Genomic DNA, 16,779 nt, shown 5'->3' with positions numbered 1-16,779 from the left:
TTAAATGAATGGTAAAGACCTTCAAATGAGTACAATTCATTTTTAAAACAAAAAGACAGGATTACCCGTCTTTTTGTTTTAACCCAAATTAAATTAAGTACTACTTATTTACTAGATAATGCATAGTTAGAATATTGTTTTTTCTCTGTCTTAAGAGATTTTATAGTAGGCATTTCTGGGTAGCTTACTAAAAAATTGTACTCATCAATTAAATTAATTAAATAATGCGTTGTTCCTTTTGGTAAAACGGCTGTTATAGTAGAATCTCCTTCTATATTTGCTTCTGCTTTAAACCACTCTTCATATTCATGTCCACCATTTGTAGTATAAATTAGATTGGCTTTTATAACTTTTGCTCCATTTTTTTTGTACTTAAAAGTAACCTTACCTTTCTTTATAGATTCAGAAATTACTGTTGGAACAGTTTCTTTATGCTCCATCTTTTTTAAGTAAAAAGGATTGTAAGATGGGTAACTCGCATTCATTTCTGTTAAGATTGATGTAAGCTTATCATTCATCTCTTTTGTTCTTTTAACTTCTACTTTTGCTAAGTTATTTGCTTCTTCTATATCAACACGTTCAGCAGTTCCGTTAGAGGTGTCATACAATCTGTAAAGTTCAAATTCTGGAGTTTTAGGATTGTTTTTGTAATCATAATTCCTAATAATTTTATAATCACCTACACGTAAGGTACTTTGATATGAGGAATGTGGAAAGTGCCACATCATCGTATTTCTCTCATTTCCTTCTTTGTCTAAAACTAATTTAGAATCTGTAGGATCTTTTAATAATAAAGTAGATAAATCATCACCGTCTAAATGTTTATTTTTTGGTTTTTCAACATTTAATAATGATAGAATTGTAGGGTAAAAATCAAGTCCGTTTACAACAACATCAGATTGTATTCCTTTTTTTATTCCAGGTCCTGCAATAATTAAAGGAACTCTTGTACCACCTTCTTTAGCGTTTATTTTTCCTTTATCTAAAGGAAAGTTATCCGTAAAAACTTCACCAGGATGCCCTTCCATTCCTCCATTATCAGAAGTAAAAATAATATACGTATTTTCACTTAATTTATGACCAGGCCAACGAGGATCGTCTGTAGTTTGTAAATAATCAAAAACTTGGCCTACATAATAATCTAACATTTCTACCATTGCAGCATAATACGGATTGTTTTGCCCTTTTACGTCCCAACCATGTGGATCAGTTGGATAATCTAAACCTAATTTTTTACAGTATTTTTCTAATAGCGCTTTACTTCTGGTATGTATTGGTGCATGCACTAAAAAAGTGGCGTAATACAAGAAAAATGGATCTTGTTTGTTCTCTTTTAAGAACTTTAATGCATTTTCGTTATTTTGATGAAAAGGGAATCCTTCTTTATCTAATCGATAAGGATCTGATGCTTTATTAGTTGCAAAATCTGTAAGTCTATGTGGTTTTTGAGGAACTGTAGCTCCACGATCATGGGTAGTAACATCAAAACCTTGGTCTTCTGGTTGCGGATAAGCAAAGTGGTTTATAGCCATGTGCCATTTACCTGCATGCCCTGTTGTGTATCCCTTTTGTTGTAAGACTCTAGCTAATGTCGTTTCGTTTTCTGGCATACGTCCACTATACCAAGGATCCATAATACGTTGTGTTTCTTTATTAGCATAAACTGTAGGGGGCGCACCACCCACAACATGTGTTTTTTGTGCTCTAGCAGGATGATTTCCACTCATTATTGCACATCTACTTGGCGCACAAGTAGGAGCGGGAGAATACGCTTGCCAAAACTGAACCCCTTCTTTTGCGAAAGCATCAATATTTGGTGTTTCGTATGGAGATGGATTATCTATGTCATACACTTTTAAATCTTGCCAACCTAAATCATCAGTAAGTAAGAGCACCACATTAGGCTCTGGCCTATCATTACTCTGTGTTTTGTTGTTGGGTGCTTTTTGTGTACTACAACTATATAGTAATACACTTGTTAAAACTAAAGGGAGGAAATTTTTGTACTGTGTTTTCATTATATAAATAATTTTATTTATTGATGATCATACTTATAAATAAAGTAAAAAAGTTATTTGTCTTAACAGAAAAAGGTAGTAATATAAATTACTACCTTTTTTTTATAAATTTTATAGAATTTTGATTAAAAAAATAAATCTTATCTCAAGAGGGTTTTAATACTATTGAGTTATTTTAAAATAAATATTTACTCTTTTACAATTTTTAAAGTTTTTAAACCTTTAAGAGTCTTAATATCTACAATGTAAATTCCTTTTGCTAAGTTACTAACATCATAATTAGTGTTCGCTTTAAACGTTTTTACTAAACGTCCATTAATATTAGATAATTTTACATTTTCAATATCTAAACTAGAATCTATTTGAAAACTGTTTGTTACAGGATTAGGATACGCAACAATAGAAGCGTTATTCAATTCAAAATTATCTACAGATAATATAGCTGCAGCTGGTCCTTGAAAAGCATCAAAATAATATACATTTCCTGTAGCAAGAAGATCAGCATCTGGTTGATCAATTAATAAATTTGCAGTACTATAAGATACTCCTTCTGTAAGGTTTTTTTCTGTAAAATCAAAGGTGTATTCTTGCCATGCATCAAAAATAGTAACATCAATTGTTACGTTTTTTTGCCCTGCTGTTTCAATTCCATCTCGCAAATACAATCTCAATCTTCTACCAGAAGTTCCATTTACATTTGTTGACGGTACATAGGCTCTTATTTTAAAAATAGCAGATGATTGATAGTCGGTTGTAATAACACCTGGTAATTGAAACTTTATTTGTGAGTGTGGATCTTCTCCTTTTGTAAACTTAGCAACTAATGGACTGCTGTTTCCAGTAGTTGTTGGTGTAGTTACTGCATTTCCTTGTTCTAAAAACACACCACCTTGTACTTCATTAACTGTTACGCCAAATGTATCTGGGCTATAGTTATGGTACCACGCATTTCCAGCATCTAAAACTGCTTCTGCATCTAAAACTGCTCCTTGGTCTAATGATAATGCTACTGAACTTGTAAACGTATCAAAGTGAAAGTCAATATCGTTATTTAAATTTGTAAATCTGTTAGATTGACCAAGGATTCTAATATAACCCGAAGTTACGTTTTCTGTATACGTTTTTCCACTAAAATCAAAGGTTAAAGTGTACCAACCATTTACATCTGTACCTTCTAAATCTGAAAGTTTTACTTGTACTTGTTGAGTCCCTAAATAAAACCTAATACGAGTTAATGAATCAAAGTTAGAGTAATTAGTTATATCTGGCATATATAAACGTACGTTTACACTCAAACTAGCGAAATCAGCTGGCGTAAGTACATAACCGTTAGGAAAACTAAAACTAAGATCCTTGTTTCCTATTTTTAATGCTGCTATTTCATCATCAGTTAATCCTGCTGTATCTAATGTTGTGTCTGCTGCAATTTTCCATAATAGTACATTTGTAGCTTCTGTATCGGTGGCGTCAGGATTGGCAACTGTTGAAACAGAACATCCATCACAAGTAGATGTAAATGTTAAATCCGTAACTCCATTATCAACGTCATACCAAGTTTGTGCAACCGTAGTTATTGATGCTAATAAAAATAAAAGGCTAGTAAGTAATTGTTTTTTCATAATTTAAAATTTATTTGATTATTAATTCTAAGTAAAATTAGTTGAAATTTAGTATTTAGCTTTGCTTAAATCAATCATTGCTTTGCTCTATTTTATTTTTAACCAGACACAAGTATCTCATTAATAATGTTTTGTAACTTTAATAAGGTGGCGTTAAAAATTTAATTTACTTTTTAACAAAACGAATAACCCTTGTTTCACTATTCTCTAAAATAACTTTAATAATAAAAAAACCGCTTTTAAGACTGGAAATATCATATTGATTTCTGTTCTTAGAAAATTTCATCATTTCTTGTCCTAACATATTATAAACAAATGCAGATGTAATTTTTTTGATAAACGAAAGGTGTTATTTACAGGGTAAGGATATAGATCTAATGTATCCTTAAAGCTTTGTATATCTGTAGATAATACTGTTTTATCCTTCCAATTAAAAACAGTCTCTTTGGTTTCAATATTTACCCTAAGATCTAAATTTTCAAAAGATCGCTCATAAATATACCCATTTTTTATAGGAGCACCTAAAGGTTCTCCTAAAAAATAATGAAACTCAGCTATAAAACTAGTGTCCCATACATCTGAACTAGAGCTTAAAGCATATACACTTGTTGTATAACTAAAATAGACGTTCTCTTCTGTAATTATTAAAAAAAAATAGCCAAAGGAAAGTATATATTTTCTTTTGCATACGCGATTAACTCATCATCATCTGTAGGCTCTTATTTAGCTGTATTGTAACTTGGGTTTGTTTGTAAATTAATCATTTTACCTTTTGGCAAAACTTCTTTCATTAATTGAATAGATAAAGCAATTGCATCTGCGTTAGCTTGTTCGCCACTTGCTATATCCCATCGTTCTAAATAAGAACCATCCATAAATTTGAAGATTGTAAATAGGAAATAATAGAAAAGTGCTTATAAGCTCTCATTTTTAGATTTTACGGACTATATCAAATTATTCTAAAATTATTTTCTTGTTCAGTACTCCTGAGGCCGTTTTTAATTGAATAATATAGATTCCTGGAGCTAAATTTGGTAAAGAAATAGCATCACTTCCACTTGACGCAAATGAAGTTTCCATCATTTGTTTACCAAGAATATTAAATAATTTAACTATAGATTTTCCTTGAGATAAACCTGTTATTTTCAACTTAGAATTATTCGTTTTATAAATACCTATACTTTCTAAAATAGCACTATTAATACTTAATACACTATTTGTAGAGGTATGAATATAGAATCTACCAGAACCATTTAAACTTTCAGATAAGGTTACTTTATATCTAGCATTTGCCTCATCTAAACGTGAATATGTTTTTTCTTGTCTGTCTTCTAAATAAACATTCAAACCAGAAGGTAAGTTTAAAGCCTCTGCAGTAAACGTAATTTCTTTACTTACTGCTGCTTTTATTCCTAAAGGAATTATAGTAGTTTCTAAATCTGAATTAGGTACTGCTTGTTTTGCAAATGCAGTTCCTTCATTGTTTTCTACTAATTGAGTATACAAACTTAATTCTGAAGAAACTCCGTCAAACATTCCAATATCAAAACCTGGATCTAACCCTAGTGTTTTTTCATCTAAATAATTAATTGTTGTAGTTTTATTATTTGTACCATCAGTTATATTTATCTCAATGGAAGTTTCTGTATTAGAACTTTTAAGAAAAGTAATATCATTTTGATGACTTTGCATTGCTGTAGTAAAAGAAGCTGTTGTACCTGTAGCACTAGCACTTACAAAAAAAGCTTGACCTGGATATACATAACCAGTAGTTTTTGCTAGATAAGAACTATCATCCCAAACATAAATTGCTTGAAAAGCACCTCCAAAATTAGTGTCATTTTCGTCAATAAAAGCAGCAACATCTAAATAAGAAGTATATGAGTTTCCTATTAAGTTCCAGAAATTAGTACCATTTTGACTAATAGCTGGGGCCATACTTGAAGAATTTGCTGTACCCGTAAAAGTAAAGTTTCCAGTTCCAGTATTACTTAATAATGAATAACCAACACCATCACCAAAAGTTGCGCTAGTACCACCTTGCATATAAACCCAGTTTCCTGTTGTATTATCTGCTGTTCCGTTTTGGTAGGTTGCAATTCCTCTATTTTCAGAATTAGTTGTACCTGAAGCAATTGAATTATCAGTAACCCAATCATCATTATAATTTTCTCCTGATACAGGTGAAGTTACTAAATGCCAGTTTGTATCTGTTACAGCAATACTGTAATTTACACCTTCTGCTGTTGTTAAAGAACCACCATTGTACAATAAAGAAGCACTATTTTCTATAGAAACGCTGTTTACGGAAACTGCAGTAGTTATTGTAGGGTAATTTGTTAACCCAGTTGGTATTATGATATTGTCTGTAAGCACTGGTACTGTAGCTTTACTCCAATTTGAAGCAGTAAGCCAAGTTGAATCTGAAAACCCACTCCAAGTATTTAATGTATGATCTTCTCCAACAAGAAAGGCACCTGCAGGACGTTGATAAACGGTTGCATCTGCATTGATGGCAAATTGTTGATCCATATATGTTAATATTTCTACCTCATCATCTGAGGTAGTACCATCTGTAGATGTTGTATTAGAAAAAGTAACTGACCCTCCTGCATCTGTAATTCTTTTAGCAAAACGATACGCTTGTTCTTTATCAAACATTAAGTCAGACCTTTCGCTAGACCAAGTAGATCTTATCGGTAAAAATAAATGTTTTAATGTTTGTTTAGAGTTTTCTTCATATATCGTTATATGATTTTCTTCAATATCTGGTACTGTGAATTCTTCATACGCCCAAGAATTAGGAGGAGCTCCTTGTCCTAAAGGTGTAATGTGTCCTGCTGTAAAGTCTGACCAAGGGTTTGTTGCTTGCATTTTTATTATAGCATAATCTCTTTCATCTTCCTCAAAAGGTATATCATCATCATCTTCACCTTCAGCTAGATCATTATAATCAATACCTACCGTTTCATTAACCCCATCAGTATCAACAAGAATTAGCTTGCCGTCTTCATCTAGAAACTGATGTTTATCTTTATTATTTGCTATAATAGCATTAGGAGCTGTATTACGAATCATTTCTACAAACTCATTTTTTTCTTCATCAGTCGTATCAACACCAGCACTTCCAAGACTATTATTTCTAGCATATTGTCCAAATGTATCAAACCAGTAACCATCAACTCCTAATTCTGTAAAACGTTTAATATAACCTTCACAATAATTCATCCATGCTTCATGATTATTACCATCAAAATATGTATCTACATAGTTATTCCAGGATGCTGCCCCTTCATCTGATGCTCTATCTCCTGGGCTTAAAGAGTTTATATATAAGATTACTTTTTTACCTGATTTTTTAAAGATATCAATAACATCAATAATAATTTGTTCATTAGCTAAACTCGGTACAAATTCTTCATCTACAACAGAACCTGTAGCTCCCATTACAGCATCTACATTAGGATTTGTTCTTAAAGTCCACAAATGTGAATTTGCATTATTGGTACCATTGGTAATTACATGCCCCATTGTAGGGTAACTATCAGCAATTTCTTGAGCACCTGCTATATAATCATAGCCTCTGTTGTCAACATATTCATCTAAGTCTTCACCTCCTCTTACATAAAAACGTCCACCCCATGATCCTTTTAGTACATCTACAAGTGGATCTTCTTCAAGTGGATCTGGCACAACTATTTCCTGTAAAACTGAACCATATATTTGATCTATATAATAAGTAACTTCTGATGTTGATCCTTGCCCATTTCCATAACCTATATATACTTGATTGTAACCATCCTCTAAAAATCCTTCAGAAGGTAAATCACCTTCGTTAAAAACAAACGAAAACTCTTCCCATTCTTGGCCTTTTGAAAATTTTAATTGAACTGCCTTAAGATCTCCTGTAGTTGTATTTTTTATATAGAAACGTATACGATTTATACTTGTCAAATCTTCAGTTGGTATATCTACATATGCTTTAAGGCTTATTGTATATGTTACATCTTCTAAAAGGTTTTTTGATAATTCAAAATAAGAAAAACCTTTGGTAACATCTGCTTCTCTAACAAACTTAGAAGTTACTTCGTTTGTGTTTATACCATTGGTATCTGGATTGGTTTCGTTAATAGAAAAAGTACCGTTTCCAGTGTTTGAAAATATAATATTCTCTGTGTCTGTTTCATTTTCATACCAGAGAAATTGAGCTTGTATAGAGTATGTATAGATACAAGAAAATATAACTATTAAATAAACCTTTTTAATCATTTTTTTTGATGTTTTTTTTTTGCAAATATTACTGAAATAGGAATGTTGTACTTTCTATAATTAAACAATTTCTTACTAAAATCTGTCTAAAATTTGATGATAGTCAATATTTTGATAACACTTTATTTTTTTATTTTGACCGGAGCATATTAAGATGTTATTATTGTTCCAATTTATAAATCCCCGACTTATAATTGTTATTTTAATAAGCTCTTAAATATAACTATGAGATGAATATTAAATCAACATATTACTACTAATACAAGATTAAATAGGCTTTACCTATATCCTAAAACAAAACATCCTTTTGGTTGATTTCTAAAAAATATTTGGGGGAATATTTAAAAAATATCAGAAACACAAAAGGATGTTCTATATGTATAAGAAATACTAAAAGCTAGTTTTACTCTTTCTTCTTTTTATTTTTTCTAGATGCTTTTTTAATTTCTAGAGCTCGCTCTTTTCCAAAAGCTTTTATAAGGTCTTTAGAAAACTTTTTATTGCTAGCTTTTCTTTGTTCTTTTAATTCTGGCGTACCTTTATATTTAGCCGTAATTTCAGAAGAAGATATTGTTTGTTCAGTTTTAATAACAATTAATTTTTCTTTTTCTTCTTTAGACAATGTTATTTTACTTGCAACAGTTTCTACGTAAGAATCTACTTTTTTCTGTATTTTTTTATCCATCTTTTCTTGAGCAAAGATTGAACTACTCATTGCTACACTAAATACTAAAAATAATATTACTTTTTTCATAATTTCTATTTATTATTAAAAAACAAGCATTTAAAACATTTTTTTCTTTAAATGCTTGTAATATGTTATACTAATTAATTTTATTTAAAATCCGGTACCTGCTGCATCAGGTGGTACAGATTGTGCTTGGGACTTTTGTGGACTTAATATCATAAAGGTACCTAATGCTGTAAGTGCAGCATATTTTCCCATTTTTTTAACAGCTTCTTTTCTTGTGATATTTTCTTGATTTTTATTCATTTTATATGTTTTAAATATTATTATTAAAGGTTTAAAGAATTTAAAGTGTTCAGTTATCTTTTAATTAAGGATAACTTTTTGAGTTCTTCCCTGTAACTGTATCATGTAAATTCCTGTATTTAATGTGTTTGCATTAACAATATTTGTTAGGTTAGAACTGTTTAATTTTTGTTCTAATACCATTCTACCTTGAATATCGAAAACTTTTGCACTTGCATCTGTTTTTAGTATTCCTTTAATAATTATAGATTTTGATTCTTGGTTTGTATAAATTAACATTTCATTTACAGCAAACTCATCTGTAGCTAATACTGCTTTAGCAGAGAATTCTATAAAGAAACGTCCTGATCCGCTTAATTTAGAGTCTGGTGTAAATACATAATCTGTATCATTTAACAATGTTGTAGTATTTAATACATTGTCTTTAAGATATACATACGTATTAGCAGGTAAAGTTAAAGATGTTTCATCTAAACTAATTGTTAGTTCTGTGTTTGCTTCAGCGTTAATAGCAACTGGAACAACTACACTATTATAATCATTATAAGGTAAAGCCTGAATTAAAAGATCTTCACCTATGTTAGCTTCTACCAAATTTGTATAAATACCATCTGTACTTCCTGCAAAAGCACCAGCATCGTAACCATTATCTAAACCTCTCGTTTGGTTTTCTACGAAATAGATATCTGTAGCAAATGTTTTTGTAGCACTACTTAAATTTATTTTTGCTAATGCTTTATTTGTATTGTTAGCAGATTTACCTGCAACAAAATCATCACTATTACCAGTAACTTTCATCGCTGGTGTAAAGGTTACGGTACCAGTTATTCCGTCTTTAGTCTTTACAAAGAATCCTTGACCTGGGGCTATTTTTGCACCAGATAAAGCGTTCCATGCTGTATAAGAAGTACCATTCCAACCATAAATTGCATTATTTAAACCAACTTCAAATTGACCAGTGTTATCGGTAAAGAAAGTATCAAAATCTAAATAAGAAGGATAAGGGTTTCCTATTAAATTCCATTGACCATACGTTGCGTCACCACCATCTGTAATACTAACAGGAACAGAACCAACTTCAATATTTCCTACAAACCTTACGGTATTTGCTGCACCTGCTATAGTTGCTGCTCTATACCCTTGACCTGTACCAATTACAACTGCATCATCATCAGGAGTAGTGTAAGTTTCAAACGAGCCAGTAGCATTATTGAAAGGTCCAAAAAAGTAGTTACCAGCTACTGAAGGATTAATAAAAAAACGATCTTCATTATTAGAAGCTTCAGCTACAGAACTAAATGGTACTCCACTTACAGGGGAAGAAATTAAATCATTATTAGGTGAATCATTTAGCCATCTATTATAAATAAGGGTCCCTGTTCCACTTAATGTAGTTGCTATTACACTAGCAAAAGCACTAGATGAAGACTGTACAATAAGTTGACTGTTTTGTTGTAAGTCATTAGCAGTTATAGAATATCCTTCTTTAACAGTAACTCTACCTTCTATAACAATATTATTAACATCTACATCTGAATTAATTACTATTCCTGTATTAATGGTTACATCGTCTGAAGTAGCGCTAGGTTTAACGCCAGCTATCCAAGAAGAGGCATCTTCCCAATTAAGACCAGCACCGTTAGAGCCAGAAGTTGAAGTATACATATTATTTGTAGTTGCACTTATGGTAACTCCTGCACTCCAAGTAGTCCCTTTACGTGTAAATACTTCAAAATGATAAGTTGTACCTCCTTTAGTTAATCCAATAACATCTACTGTATTAGATGCTCCTTTAAAAACTGCATATTCACTAGTTCCTAAATCTGTTCCAGAACCAAAATCTGCATCTGCTGTATATGCTGAACCATCTCCTGTTGGTGTAACTGTAACAGCAGAACCTTCTTTGGCTACTACTAAAACCTCATCAAAACAAGTAGGTGCATCCCAACTTAAACTTACATACTCTGCACCAGCAGTTGCTGCTAAAGTTGTAACATCGTCTGGAGTTGAACAACTACCAAAAACTATAGCACCTGTTGCATCTTGAGTTATCGTTGCAGCTGCACCATCAAGAGTCCATGTACTTAAAGCTGCTGCTGGAACACTAGTAGCTGTAGTTCCTATTTTTAAAGAACCAGATACATAATTTTGTAAATCTACAACACCTTCTGTACCAGACGTAGTATATCCTGTAAACCTTACATCTGTTGCAGCAGCATCAAAATCTATTGCTAAATTTTGGGTATCTACTGTAAGGTTAGCTAAACCACTTTGATTAGTATTAAATTCTATCTTAGAATTTCCATCTGATGCAGCTAATACTCCAATTGAACCTTCAATAGTATTTGCACCATTTACGGTTAACAAACCATTAGTACCTCCAAAAGTTATACTACCAGTAAAACCTGTAAAATCAGCTGAGGCACTTGTAGATATATTTTGATCCTCTATATTAATAGTTCCAGAACCAGTTACAGCTCCGTTAAACTGTACTGGAAGAGCAGGACTAGCAGTACTATTATTATCTACATGTACTGTATTAGTACCTATTGCAAATCCACCATTAAAAACAAGCTCTGAAGACGCATTATTTCTAATATTAATATCTAGGCCATCAACATTCACAACTACGTCACAAGTAACAGTAATCGCTTTATTAGATCGAATTCTTATAATCTGATCAGTATTTGACACTGTAGTACCATTAAGAGTTAATGTACCATTAGAATATGTCTTTGTATTAGTATTGTTTGCACCAAGAAGTTGCCCTATTTCACGGTTAACGCCTCCTAAATCTACACTTTCTGTAAGATTTGCTATATCACCATCACCAGCAGTTGGTAAGCCATTACTCCAGTTACCTGGAGTAACCCATAACCCATCTGTAGTTGTATTTAAATAATTAGTAGTTTTTTGCGCATTTACTTGAAAACTACATATGCCTATAAAGGCCAGTAGCACAAGTGTTGTTTTTTTCTTGTTAAAAATTTTTTGTAACTGTTTTTTCATGATTAATTTTTTAGTTATAATTAATTGTTTTCATTAGTTACAAAGCTAGGAGAGAATTAGGTAACTGCTTTTCTAGTATTCATCATTCTTTTGCTCTAAGTCATCATTTTCACCTCTTAAGTAGTTATAGTTCAATGGTTTTGTGGTTTTTAAGTAAGGTGAGGAAAATAATAATTTATAATAAACAGGTATTTACCCTAAAGGCTATGAAGTGTTAAAAACAGTTTTAAACAACCATTATGTAGTAGTTATGCAGCACTAAAAAACACTTAATTATTAGGTTGGTACTTGCACTAAACTTTATGTTTTTTTTATGAAATGCTGCGCAGATTGTTAGAAAAAACGAAATAAAATCTATCTTTTATTGGTCTATTAATTTTTTTAATGACTATGATTTTGCTCTTTTTGAGTATTCAGAGGGAGACACTCCATGTAATTTCTTAAAAGATGTAGAAAAATAAGAATTAGACTCTATACCAATTTGATACATTACTTCTGCAACATTAAAACCACTATTACTAGCTAATAATTCTGCAGCTCTTTGCAATCTAAAGTTACGCAAATATACATTTGGTACTTGCCCAGTAAGTTGTTTTAGTTTTCTATAGAAATGAGCAGAACTTAAACCTGCTTCTATAGAGAGTTCTTCTACGCCAAAAGTTGAATTAGATAAATTTTTCTCTATTACTTCTGTAATTTTATCTAAAAATTCTAAATCTCTTTTTGATAAGCCTAATTCTTTTTTATTCTTAGGAGGTAAACTGTTTTTTGAAAAATAATCTTTTATCTTAAGGTTATTTTCAATTAATTTTTTTAAACGAAGTTCTAAGTGTTTTAAAGAGAATGGTTTGCTAATATATTCTTCTGCTCCAAACTCTAATCCTTTAATTAAATCGGCATTATCTCCTAACGCAGTTAATAATAAAACAGGTAATTGACACGTTTCTGGATTGGCTTTTATTATTTTACATAATTCAAATCCATCCATCTCTGGCATCATAACATCACTTATAACAGTACTAAATTCTGTTTTTTTAATTTCTTCTAAGGCTTCTAAACCATTGTTAGCTATTGTTACATTATATGAATTTGAAAGTGCACTTTTTAAGAAATTTTGTATATCTATCTCATTTTCTACAACTAAAATACTATGTTTCTTTTTACTTTTTACTTTACCATTATTCTCTTCTAAGTTTTTAATTTGTACAGGCACCCAATTTTTTATAAATGACTTTTTTACACTGTCCTCATCTATCTCAACCTCTTCTATTTTTGAAGATGGAATAACAACCCTAAAACGAGTTTCTTTATTTGGTTTACTTTTTACTGAAATACTACCACTAAATAAATCTACCAAAGATTTACAAAAAGACAAACCAATACCACCTCCACTTACGTTTCCATCCTGATTTCCTAGTTGATAAAACCTTTCAAAAATATTCTTTAAGTTTTCTTTTGGAATTCCTTTACCAGTATCAATAACATCAATTTTAATACTTTTAATATTTTCTTTAAATATAATGGAAGCATCAATACTTATAGTTCCCTGTACCGGTGTGTTTTTAAATGAATTTGAGAGTAGGTTAAAAAGTATTCTTTCTACTTTTTCTACATCTATTACAATTTCTTCATTTGGCGAACTAATTTTATAATAAAAATTAATATTCTTTTCTAATGCATAGTTTTCAAAAGCTTCTGTTGTTGGATATAAAAATTCACCTAAAGTAGACTTTGTATAGTTTAAATTTAGAAAACCTTGTTCTGCCTGTCTAAATGTTATTAATTGGTCTATTAAACTTAAAAGTCTGTGGGTATTTCTTTTAATAATTGCTAAAAAACGCTCACTTTCTGCGTTGTTATTATTTTCTATAACTCTATCTAAAGGCCCAGAAATAAGTGTAAGTGGTGTTCTAAATTCGTGAGATAAGTTTGTGAAATATTTAAATTTACCTTGGTTAATAACTTCAATTCTATCCTTATCAATTTGTTCATATATCAGTTTTTGTTTTAGTTTTTCATTACTTACAAAGTAAAAAACAATCCAAACACCAATAGCTAAAAACAAAATGACCATTAAAGTATAACTCCACCAAGTTTGATACCAGAAAGGCAATACAATTAGGGTTAATGTTTTTGTTGATGTGCTCCAAATACCATCTCCATTAGCAGATTTTATTCTTAATTTATAGGTGCCGGCATCTAGATTAGTATACGATATTGGCGATTTACCTTTCTTTATTTCTACCCAATCTTTATTAAATCCATCTAATTTATAGGCTATTTTATTTTTAGAAGGTGCAGACGTATGTTCTGCTACTAAGTTGAAAGATATTATTCTTTGACTTTTACAAACTGTAATAGTGTCTGTTTCTGAAATTGACTTTTTAAGTATAACAATGTCATTCAGTTTATCACCTATTTCTATAGGTTTGTTATTAATTAATAAGGATGTTATTAGAACTTTAGGAGGCTGTGTATTTAAAAATATTTTATTCGGATTAAAAATAGTTAAACCATTTAAACCTCCAAAATACATAAAACCAGATTTACCTTGGGCATATGCAGATTGTCTAAAGTTATTTTGAATTAGACCATCGTTTACATCAAAAACATTTATTTTATTGGTTTGTTTATTGAATAGCATCAATCCCATGTCTGTACTAATCCATAAATTATCACTATTTTTCTGAGCTAAAATTCCATAAATAGCATCATCTAGCAAGACATCATCTTTTCTAAAATAATCCATTTTAATTGGATTTTGATCACTATCTAAAGTTAATTTATTTAAACCACCACCAAAAGTACCAATCCAAATATTCTTTTTATGATCTTCATGCAACGTAAAGATACTATTGTAACTAACTTTACTACTTCCTGTTTTATTTTCTTGATATTGTCTTATTACTTTAATTTTTCCTTCTTTATACGTACACTGTAATAAACCATAATCTGTACCAAACCAGAGTTGATTATTACTATCTTGTAAGAAACATTGGACTCTACTTGCAGCTATTCTTAAACTAGATTTTGTATGAATTTTAGGATTCTTTTTTTGGGCTATTTCTTTCCAAGGATTCTCTATTACTATAATTTTATTACCAGATAATACAAAATCTGTTTCATTTATTTGAGCAATTTCTCGAACCAAAAGCAATGGTGATTTATCGTTTTCGGATAAAAATTGCACTTTTTTATATTCTTTTTTTACAGGATTGTAAACAAACACTTTTTTGTCTGTACCAAACCAAATGTAATTTCTTGAATCTTGATAAATAGACCTAATAACATCATTTTTTTCTATAGGTAATTTTGCTTGTAAATCTTCAAATTTAATGTTGTTAACTGTATTTTCATTGACTACCTCAAGACTCCTAAATAACTTTTTATGATACCCCGAGACCCAAACTCTACCTTTATTATCTTCTAGTATGGAGGTGATTAGGTTGTCTCCAATAGATAGTTTAGTAGTTGGGTTATTTGTGTAAGAGTAAAATGGCTTTTGAAAAAGGTCTAATTTATTTATACCACCTTGAGCAGTACCAACCCAAATAACATTAAAGTTATCTTGGTAAACAGCGTTAATTTGACTGCTACTAATGCCATTTTTATTTGTTGAATCATAATTATAATGGCTAAAAGAATTTAGAATAGGATTGTATTTAAATAGTCCGTTTGCTACTGTACCAACCCATATTGTATTTTCATTATCTTTAAAAAGACTGTTCACAAAGAAATTAGTATCCTGATTTTTAATTTTGATTTTTTTAACAAGATATTTTGAATTTGAGTCTAAATTAGAACTGTATAACCCCTCTTTTGTGCCAATCCAAAATATATTATCTTCTTTAATAATTTTAGTAATTTCTTTATCATTAAAAAAACTAAATTCGTCTAAATTAAAAGAGTCTTTATTTACAGATGTGAATTCTGATTGATAACTAATTTTTTTTAATCCTTTACTTGTTCCTAAAATGATTGAAGAATTCAGACCAAAAGAAAAGGTGTTAATTTTTATATTTTCTGTTTCCTTATCAAGAATATTACCTGAAATAGAAAAGATACCTTCTTCCATACTTATTAATTCGCATCTTAATAGTTTTTTAGGAGATGAGACCCAAACAAAATCATCATTTTCAGAATCAATTTTATTTACATTAATATTATATTTAAGCGGAACAGTAAAAAATTTTTCTAACCAAGGTACATAAATGTTAATACCTACATTTGTGCCTATCCAAAGTATTCCGTTTTTATCATTAAATAAGTAGGTAATATTATTACTAGAAATTGCGCCATGAGTTTTAGATTGCGTGGTAAATGTTTTAAATTCATACCCATCATAACGTATCAATCCATTTGGTGTGGCAAACCATAAAAAACCATACTTATCTTGTTCAATTGCATTTACGGTATTTTGATTAAAGCCCTCTTTATTAGAAATTCTTTCAAAATTTTGAGCATAAATTTGCTGAGAAAATAGTGTAAATACAATACCAATAATGAATAAAATTCTATGCATCCTACATTTTTAATTTGCAATAAAAGTATACATATTTTTAATTATTCTTCAATAAATTAACAAAATTTTTTACCATAAATTACTTACATACTTAATAAATATCACATTCTTATCCATTTTTATTGTTTACATAGTACTCTTAAGTATGTTCTACAATTTTAATTTCATCATCTGTTAAACCATACAGCTCATGCATCATAGTGTCTATTTTTTTGTCTGTTTGGTGTATTTGGGTTTGTAGGGCTTGTGTTTTTTGCTTATTTTTTGTAAATAAATCTAACTATTCAAACTCATTTTTTTTGCTTAAGGTTGGTACTTCTTCTAAACCATTTTTTACAAGTTATTTGC

Annotated in this window: 9 protein-coding genes; all 9 read right to left on the bottom strand. The window is 30.3% G+C overall.

The features are described 5' to 3' along the window. Positions 1-104: 104 nt before the first annotated feature. The 9 genes from H0I27_RS14365 to H0I27_RS14325 all read right to left on the bottom strand — a co-directional run bounded on the left by H0I27_RS14365 (position 105) and on the right by H0I27_RS14325 (position 16,431). A complete protein-coding gene (locus tag H0I27_RS14365; RefSeq protein WP_218731307.1) occupies positions 105-2,018 on the bottom strand; it encodes a sulfatase in 1,914 nt (637 codons plus the stop codon). 188 nt (positions 2,019-2,206) lie between these two features. Then, on the bottom strand, positions 2,207-3,637 hold the full coding sequence (locus H0I27_RS14360; protein WP_218731306.1) for a T9SS type A sorting domain-containing protein: 1,431 nt from the start codon (positions 3,635-3,637) through the stop codon (positions 2,207-2,209). Between the two features lie 166 nt (positions 3,638-3,803). Continuing rightward, positions 3,804-3,923, bottom strand: coding sequence for a hypothetical protein (locus H0I27_RS17775; protein ID WP_368407326.1), 120 nt, complete (start codon positions 3,921-3,923; stop codon positions 3,804-3,806). Positions 3,924-4,356: 433 nt separating this feature from the next. Then, positions 4,357-4,512 carry a hypothetical protein gene (locus H0I27_RS14350; RefSeq protein ID WP_218731304.1) on the bottom strand — a complete coding sequence of 52 codons (156 nt, stop codon included), beginning with the start codon at positions 4,510-4,512 and terminating at the stop codon, positions 4,357-4,359. A gap of 79 nt (positions 4,513-4,591) precedes the next feature. Continuing rightward, complete coding sequence (locus H0I27_RS14345) at positions 4,592-7,906, bottom strand: T9SS type A sorting domain-containing protein (RefSeq protein WP_218731303.1); 3,315 nt, start codon at positions 7,904-7,906, stop codon at positions 4,592-4,594. Between the two features lie 403 nt (positions 7,907-8,309). Then, a complete protein-coding gene (locus H0I27_RS14340) occupies positions 8,310-8,660 on the bottom strand; it encodes a hypothetical protein (RefSeq protein ID WP_218731302.1) in 351 nt (116 codons plus the stop codon). 84 nt (positions 8,661-8,744) lie between these two features. Next, positions 8,745-8,900, bottom strand: coding sequence for a hypothetical protein (locus H0I27_RS14335; protein ID WP_218731301.1), 156 nt, complete (start codon positions 8,898-8,900; stop codon positions 8,745-8,747). 60 nt (positions 8,901-8,960) lie between these two features. Continuing rightward, positions 8,961-11,909, bottom strand: a complete 2,949-nt coding sequence (locus H0I27_RS14330; RefSeq protein WP_218731300.1) for a T9SS type A sorting domain-containing protein — start codon at positions 11,907-11,909, stop codon at positions 8,961-8,963. A gap of 388 nt (positions 11,910-12,297) precedes the next feature. After that, entirely contained in the window at positions 12,298-16,431 is a 4,134-nt protein-coding gene (locus H0I27_RS14325; RefSeq protein WP_218731299.1) for a two-component regulator propeller domain-containing protein, read from the bottom strand. Positions 16,432-16,779 lie beyond the last annotated feature (348 nt).

It is taken from the genome of Polaribacter sp. HaHaR_3_91 (genome assembly GCF_019278525.1).
Lineage (GTDB): Bacteria > Bacteroidota > Bacteroidia > Flavobacteriales > Flavobacteriaceae > Polaribacter.
Note: the sequence above shows the minus strand (reverse complement) of the source record. Positions and strands in the feature narration are given on the sequence as shown.

Excerpts from the sequence above, each read along its gene's own strand:
- H0I27_RS17775 (WP_368407326.1), bottom strand. The coding sequence starts at position 3,923 with ATGAAATTTTCTAAGAACAGAAATCAATATGATATTTCCAGTCTTAAA.
- H0I27_RS14335 (WP_218731301.1), bottom strand. The coding sequence starts at position 8,900 with ATGAATAAAAATCAAGAAAATATCACAAGAAAAGAAGCTGTTAAAAAA.
- H0I27_RS14340 (WP_218731302.1), bottom strand. The coding sequence starts at position 8,660 with ATGAAAAAAGTAATATTATTTTTAGTATTTAGTGTAGCAATGAGTAGT.
- H0I27_RS14325 (WP_218731299.1), bottom strand. The coding sequence starts at position 16,431 with ATGCATAGAATTTTATTCATTATTGGTATTGTATTTACACTATTTTCT.
- H0I27_RS14360 (WP_218731306.1), bottom strand. The coding sequence starts at position 3,637 with ATGAAAAAACAATTACTTACTAGCCTTTTATTTTTATTAGCATCAATA.
- H0I27_RS14350 (WP_218731304.1), bottom strand. The coding sequence starts at position 4,512 with ATGGATGGTTCTTATTTAGAACGATGGGATATAGCAAGTGGCGAACAA.
- H0I27_RS14345 (WP_218731303.1), bottom strand. The coding sequence starts at position 7,906 with ATGATTAAAAAGGTTTATTTAATAGTTATATTTTCTTGTATCTATACA.
- H0I27_RS14365 (WP_218731307.1), bottom strand. The coding sequence starts at position 2,018 with ATGAAAACACAGTACAAAAATTTCCTCCCTTTAGTTTTAACAAGTGTA.
- H0I27_RS14330 (WP_218731300.1), bottom strand. The coding sequence starts at position 11,909 with ATGAAAAAACAGTTACAAAAAATTTTTAACAAGAAAAAAACAACACTT.